The organism is Paraburkholderia sp., assembly GCF_034668105.1.
In the GTDB taxonomy this organism is placed as follows: domain Bacteria; phylum Pseudomonadota; class Gammaproteobacteria; order Burkholderiales; family Burkholderiaceae; genus Paraburkholderia.
On the sequence record NZ_JAXDPY010000442.1, the window covers coordinates 1 to 4711 of the forward strand.

The following is a 4711-nucleotide window of genomic DNA, read 5'->3' on the forward strand; positions in this document are numbered from 1 at the left end:
AGCGGTCTGTTCACTTGCGCCCGCACCTCGAGACCCGCACTCGACACAGGCACGTAGGACTCGCCGGAAGTGCCCGCGCCGGCGCCCCCCTGGGCAGGAAAAACAGCCGCGCTGGAAGCCAGGGCCTGCTTGTAGGCGACGGCCCGGCCGGCACCTTCCGAGATGATCCGGCCCGCATCGAGCAACGCGTCGAGACGACGCTGCAGCGTGCGGCGCTGCATGGGATGCCGGCGCGCGGCAAGCGCCGTGGCAAGCGCGCGAACGCCCCGCCCCTCGGCGCTTGCCGCGATGAGCTGCTCGATCAAATCCAGTTCCTGCCTGATACCGCTGCTGTTCATGCGCGCCACCTTGGGGTATGTGGCGCGATACACTCTAATCGCGTCACTTTCTCGTGGTATTGTGGCACGAGTCAGACTTATCGCGGCACTTTTTGGCTAAAAGTGGCGCGTTTAGTGAAGCGATCCCAGCTTTCGTGACACTTTTTTCGGAAAATGTGTCACGAAAAGGCCGAGACTGACGCAATTCGACGGGAGACGGCGGACGAAAACCGATTCGTCACGCATTCCACCTCACCAACGACCACTGGTGCGCCGCCTCGTCCCTACGCAGCCAGACGATCCCCGACATCTCCAGCGACCATCGCAGACAGCGCTCCAGCGGCACCTGCAGCACCAGCGACGCAATGACCCGCATCACACCCGCATGGGTGACCACATACGCCGGCGACAACTCCCGCGTCTGCGCGAATGCGTCGAACCACGCCCGCACCCGCGCGACGAATTGCGCGACGCTCTCGCCGCCATGCGCGCGAGCGTGCTCGAAGTTCGCGGCCCACTCGTCGAGCAACGCGCGATCGATAGCATCCCAGCGCTGCTGCTCCCACGCACCGAAGTTCATTTCCTTCAGACGATCGTCATGGCAGAGCGCGCAACCGAAATCGCTCGCCATCGCGGCGGCGAGCGCCGAGCAACGCATCAATGGACTCGACATGAACACGCGCGGCGCCGGCACCTGCAAAGTGGCGAGTTTCAATGCAAGCGCGCTTGAGGACACCTCGGCATCCTCGGCGAGCGCGACGTCGCTATGGCCATAGCACACGCCCGAATCGAGCGCGACGGCAGGATGGCGAATCAGGACGATATCCATGCGAGCCCCAGCAGATAGATGCTCAATTCAAAGATCTGCTGTGCAAAGCCGAGGCAGTCGCCGGTGTAGCCGCCAATGCGTCTGACGAAGTAACGGCCCATGGCGAATCGCAACGCCGCGAGTACGACGAATGTCGCCCCGGCGAAGCGCCAATCCGGCAGACCGGGTCCGTTCGGCCAGAGCAGCAGCGGCAAACCGAACACTGCCGCGCACAGCAACGCGGGACCGCTCAAGCGCTGCGCAACCGGCTTGGCCTTGCCCTCGGCGCGCACGTAGTCGAGCGTGGCCAGATAGCTGATCGCAAACACGCGGCTGGCCGCATGCCCGGCAATCATCAGACTTGCCGCACGCAGCGGCGGCAGCGCGGCGAGCGTTTGCCACTTCAATGCAAGCACGATCACCAGCGCGATGGCGCCGAACGCCCCGATGCGCGAATCATGCATGATGCGCAGCACGTCCTCGCGTGTATAGGCGCCACCGAACGCATCGACGCAATCGGCGAGTCCGTCCTCGTGAAACGCGCCGGTCACGAGAAGCGACGCCGCCATCGACAGCAGTACCGCCGCGCCGGCCGGGAAGACATGCAACGCCGCGAGATAGACCAGCGCGCTCAATCCGCCGATCAATAGACCGATGAGCGGAAAATATCGCGCCGCCGCGTTCAGATAGTGCGGCTCATAGCCGACCCAACGCGGCACCGGCACGCGTGTGAAATAGCCAAGCGCCGTGAAGAAATAGCGCAGTTCCGCGAGCGGGTTCATGAGTGAGCGAAGCGCACGTTTTTGTAAGGGGGTGTCTCGTATGAAAGCGCCTCGTATAGCGGCCTACGCATCGCGATTCGCAACACCGGCCGATTCGAAGCTCGCCATTTCATTGACGAACGCTACTGCCGCGCGCAGCAGCGGTACCGCGAGCGCCGCGCCGGTGCCTTCGCCCAGACGCATATCGAGTGAGAGCAAGGGCAGCGCGCCAAAATGATCGAGCATGCGCCGGTGCCCCGCCTCGTTCGACGCATGCGCGAACACGCAATACTCACGCAGCGCCGGTGCGAACGCATCGGCCACCAGCAACGCCGAGGTCGCGATGAAGCCATCGACGAGGATCGTCATGCGGGCTTGCGCGGCGGCGAGATACGCCCCCGCCATCATCGCGATTTCGAAGCCACCAAAGGTGGCGAGCACGTCGAGCGGATCGTTGGAAACGGCGTGATGCGCGAGCGCCGATGCGAGCACGTTGCGCTTTTTCGCGAGGCCCGCATTGTCGAGACCGGTCCCACGGCCGACGCATTCGTCGATCGGCACGCCGCACAAACGGCTCATCAGACACGCGGCCGACGACGTATTCGCAATGCCCATTTCGCCGAAGCCGATCACATTGGTGCCGAGCGCCGCGTGATGCCGCACGCGAACCCCGCCCGCCTGCATCGCGGCAAGCGCCTGTTCGCGCGTCATGGCCGGCTCGTGCGCGAAGTTGCGCGTGCCGGCCGCAACCGGAATGTCGATGAGACCGTCAGCCGACGGCAGCGGTGTCGCAATCCCTGCGTTGACCACCTCGAGCTCGATGCCGGACAGGCGGCTCAATGCATTGATCGCCGCGCCGCCAGCGACAAAGTTAGCGACCATTTGTGCGGTCACCGCTTGCGGATACGGACTCACGCCTTCCTGCGCAATCCCGTGGTCGCCGGCAAACACGATCATTGCCGGACGTTCTACCGTGGGGTGCGTCGTACGCTGGATCAACCCCATCTGGCGAGCGAGCGTCTCGAGCCGCCCGAGGCTGCCGGGCGGCTTCGTCTTGGTATCGATGATGTGTTGCAGGTCGGCACGCAGCGTTTGATCGAGCGGTTCGACTTCGGTCAATTCCTGCAAGCCTGGCAAAGAAGTCATAGAGGTTTCTGAAAGAGAGTGTTGGTTAAAGCGCTTATCCTGCCGGTGTGTCATTAGCCGCAGGTGATTCATGACGCGACCGCGGCGCGGGAATCAGCGCCTCATGCTCGCCGTCGCGAATCAGAATCAGCGGATAGCCGAACGCGCGGCTGGTCAGCGTAGGCGTCAGCACGTCGTGCACCGGGCCGGCATACGCGCCGCCATTGCCGTCGAGCAGCAGCGCGTGCGTCGCGAAGCGGCGCGCGAGGTTCAGGTCGTGGCACGAAAACATCACTGTACGCCGAGGCTCATGGGTCCAGGCCGTCAACGCTTCGAGACAGTCGATCTGGTGGTGCAAGTCGAGATGCGAGAGCGGTTCGTCGAGCAGCAACAACGGCGTCTCCTGGCACAGTACTGCCGCGAGCGCCACGCGTTGACGTTCGCCGCCCGAAAGTGACAACACGTCACGCGCAGCGAATGCCGCAAGGCCCAATGCGTCCAGCGCGGCGAGCGCGGCAGCGCGATCGGCCTCGCCCTCCCAACCCCAGCCGCTCAGATGAGGAAAGCGGTTCAGCATCACGATATCGAGCACGCTCGCGCTGAAGGCGTCCGCTGCACTTTGCGGCATCAGCGCGCGACGCTGCGCGAGCGGCAACGGCGGCCAGTCGGCGAGAGGCACCCCGTCCAGTTCGACATGACCCGCCGACGGTTGCGCCAGACCCGCGAGTGTCGACAGCAGCGTCGTCTTGCCCGCGCCGTTCGGTCCGGCGATGCACCAGATCTCGCCTGCATAGAACGTATGCGTGAATGCGTCGAGCAGCGTGCGCATGCCCACGCGCAGGGTCAGGCGTTGCGCGCTGAGCGCCGCATGCTGGGCGTTATAGGGGTTCATCATCGACGTTTGCGCAACAGCATCCACAAAAACACCGGCACGCCGACAATCGACGTGATGACGCCGACCGGCAATTGCGCCGGCGCAATCACGGTACGCGCAATCAAGTCCGCGCCCATCACCGCGACACCGCCGCCGAGCGCCGCGGCCGGCAGCAGCATGCGCTGATCGTTGCCGAACGCCAGCCGCAGCATGTGCGGCACCACCAGGCCGACAAACCCGATCGTGCCCGCTGTAGTCACGGCCGCCGCGGCCGCCAGCGACGCCACCAGATACACCCGCAGGCGCAGCGGCATCACGGCGACGCCGAGCGCCTGCGCGGCGGCGTCGCCGCGCAGCAGAACATTCAGACGCGGCGCAACAGGCACGATCGCCACGAGCACGACGACGAGCACCGCGAGCGCCGTCCACGGCATCGCGCCACCGTTCAGATCACCGGTCAACCAGAACAGCATGCCGCGCAGACGATTGTCCGGCGCGAGGTTGAGCAGCAAGGTAATGAGCGCGCCCCCACCAGCCGCGATCACCGCGCCGGTCAGCAGCAATCGCGGCGACGTATCCTGCGGCTCGCCGCGCCACAGCTCGCGGCGTGCGAGTCCGAGCACCAGCAGAATCGACACGAAGGCGCCGGCGAACGCACTGGCATCGACGATCCACCACGCGCAACCGGCGATCATCGCGACCAGCGCGAAGCTCGCTGCGCCGCCCGACACACCTAGCACATAGGGTTCGGCCAAGGGGTTGCGCAAGAGCACTTGCAGCAATGCCCCCGCGAGCGCAAGCAATGCGCCGCATGCGAAGCCGGCCA

Annotated in this window: 5 protein-coding genes and 1 pseudogene; all 6 read right to left on the reverse strand. The window is 65.2% G+C overall.

What is annotated here, in order from left to right:
• A pseudogene (locus QOC89_RS19835) lies at nucleotides 1–338 on the reverse strand (hypothetical protein); the annotation flags it as partial.
• A gap of 217 nt (nucleotides 339–555) precedes the next feature.
• Nucleotides 556–1146, reverse strand: coding sequence for an alpha-ribazole phosphatase (cobC, locus tag QOC89_RS19840; RefSeq protein ID WP_323046581.1), 591 nt, complete (start codon nucleotides 1144–1146; stop codon nucleotides 556–558).
• Nucleotides 1131–1907 (reverse strand): adenosylcobinamide-GDP ribazoletransferase, encoded by a 777-nt coding sequence (locus tag QOC89_RS19845; protein WP_323046582.1) that lies wholly within the window; start codon nucleotides 1905–1907, stop codon nucleotides 1131–1133. Before QOC89_RS19845 ends, cobC begins: the two co-directional genes overlap by 16 nt.
• A gap of 63 nt (nucleotides 1908–1970) precedes the next feature.
• Nucleotides 1971–3032: a nicotinate-nucleotide--dimethylbenzimidazole phosphoribosyltransferase gene (gene cobT, locus QOC89_RS19850; protein WP_323046583.1), complete on the reverse strand. Its 1062-nt coding sequence runs from the start codon at nucleotides 3030–3032 to the stop codon at nucleotides 1971–1973.
• Between the two features lie 34 nt (nucleotides 3033–3066).
• Entirely contained in the window at nucleotides 3067–3906 is an 840-nt protein-coding gene (locus tag QOC89_RS19855; RefSeq protein WP_323046584.1) for an ABC transporter ATP-binding protein, read from the reverse strand.
• The coding region (locus tag QOC89_RS19860) for an iron ABC transporter permease (protein WP_323046585.1) at nucleotides 3903–4711 on the reverse strand (809 nt) is incomplete at its 5' end. The genes QOC89_RS19860 and QOC89_RS19855, both read right to left, overlap by 4 nt.